Source organism: Streptomyces alkaliphilus (genome assembly GCF_014141535.1).
Lineage (GTDB): Bacteria > Actinomycetota > Actinomycetes > Streptomycetales > Streptomycetaceae > Streptomyces > Streptomyces alkaliphilus.
On sequence record NZ_VKHT01001177.1, the window covers coordinates 1 to 1,378 of the forward strand.

Genomic DNA, 1,378 nt, shown 5'->3' on the forward strand with positions numbered 1-1,378 from the left:
GAGTCTGTCAATCGAGCGGTGTAACGGGGGTGGTTGGTTAGTGGCGGGCTGTGGAGAGGCGGCCGTCGAAGGTGATGTCGAAGGCGTTCAGTGCGGTCTTCCAGCGGCTGGTCCAGCGGGCCTGTCCCTTGCCGGTGGGGTCGAGTGACATGATCGCCATGTAGACGCATTTCAGGGCGGCGGCCTCGTTGGGGAAGTGTCCGCGGGCCTTGACCGCCCGGCGGATGCGGGCGTTGACGGACTCGATCGCGTTGGTGGTGCAGACGATGCGGCGGATCTCGGTGTCGAAGCGGAGGAACGGAGTGAACTCCTCCCAGGCGTTCTCCCAGAGTCTGACGATGGCGGGATACTTCCGGCCCCAGGCGTCGGCGAACTCGGCGAACCTCTCCAGGGCGGCTTCCTCGGTCGGTGCGGTGTAGACGGGCTTGAGGGCCTTGGCGATCTTGTCCCAGTCCTGGCGGGCGGCATAGCGGAAGGAGTTCCGCAGCAGGTGGACCACGCAGGTCTGCACGATCGTCCTCGGCCAGACGGTCTCGACCGCGTCGGGCAGTCCGGTCAGGCCGTCGCAGACGAGCATGAGGACGTCGCTTGTGCCGCGGTTCTTGATCTCGGTGAGGATGTGCAGCCAGTGCTTGGCTCCCTCGCCGCCGTCGCCGGCCCACAGCCCCAGGATGTCGCGACGGCCCTCGGTGGTGACGGCCAGGGCCACGTAGACGGGTCGGTTCGCGACGGCGCCATCGCGGATCTTCACATGGATGGCGTCGATGAAGACCACCGGATAGACCGGGTCCAGGGGCCGGTTCTGCCAGTCGGCCATGCCGTCCATGACCTTGTCGGTGATCGTGGAGATCGTCTGGCGGGAGACCTCGGCGCCATAGACCTCGGCCAGGTGGGCCTGGACCTCACCGGTGGTCAGGCCCTTCGCGGACAGGGAGATCACCATCTCGTCCACTCCGGTCAGGCGCTTCTGCCGCTTTTTGACGATCTTGGGATCGAAGGAGCCGTCACGGTCGCGGGGCACGGATATCTCCACCGGGCCGACGTCGGTCAGCACGGTCTTCGCGCGGGTGCCGTTGCGGCTGTTGCCGCCGTTCTTCCCTGCCGGGTCGTGCTTGTCATAGCCGAGATGGTCGGTGATCTCGCCCTCCAGGGCGGACTCCAGCAGCCGCTTCGTCAGCTGCTGCAGCAGCCCGCCCTCACCGGTCAGCTGCAGGCCCTCGGCCTGGGCACGGGAGACCAGCTCGTCGATCAGCCGGTCATCCACCGCCCCCGCCAGCTCCGGCCCAGACGGCTCGACGGCCTCGACCTCGGTCACGTTCTCACTCGTCATCAGTGCATCTTCCTTGATCGGGAGTTACACCGAACGATTTACAGTCCC

General features: G+C 66.5%; 1 protein-coding gene. It reads right to left on the bottom strand.

Annotated features, from left to right (window positions below; translation table 11 throughout):
* Window positions 1–37: 37 nt before the first annotated feature.
* The gene (locus FNQ90_RS23250; RefSeq protein WP_228471541.1) at window positions 38–1,330 is read right to left on the bottom strand and encodes an IS256 family transposase; all 1,293 of its coding nucleotides are present in this window, start codon (window positions 1,328–1,330) and stop codon (window positions 38–40) included.
* Window positions 1,331–1,378: the final 48 nt, after the last annotated feature.

What these genes read in the sequence shown, in the direction of transcription:
- FNQ90_RS23250 (WP_228471541.1), bottom strand. Translation starts at nt 1,330, where the DNA reads ATGACGAGTGAGAACGTGACCGAGGTCGAGGCCGTCGAGCCGTCTGGG.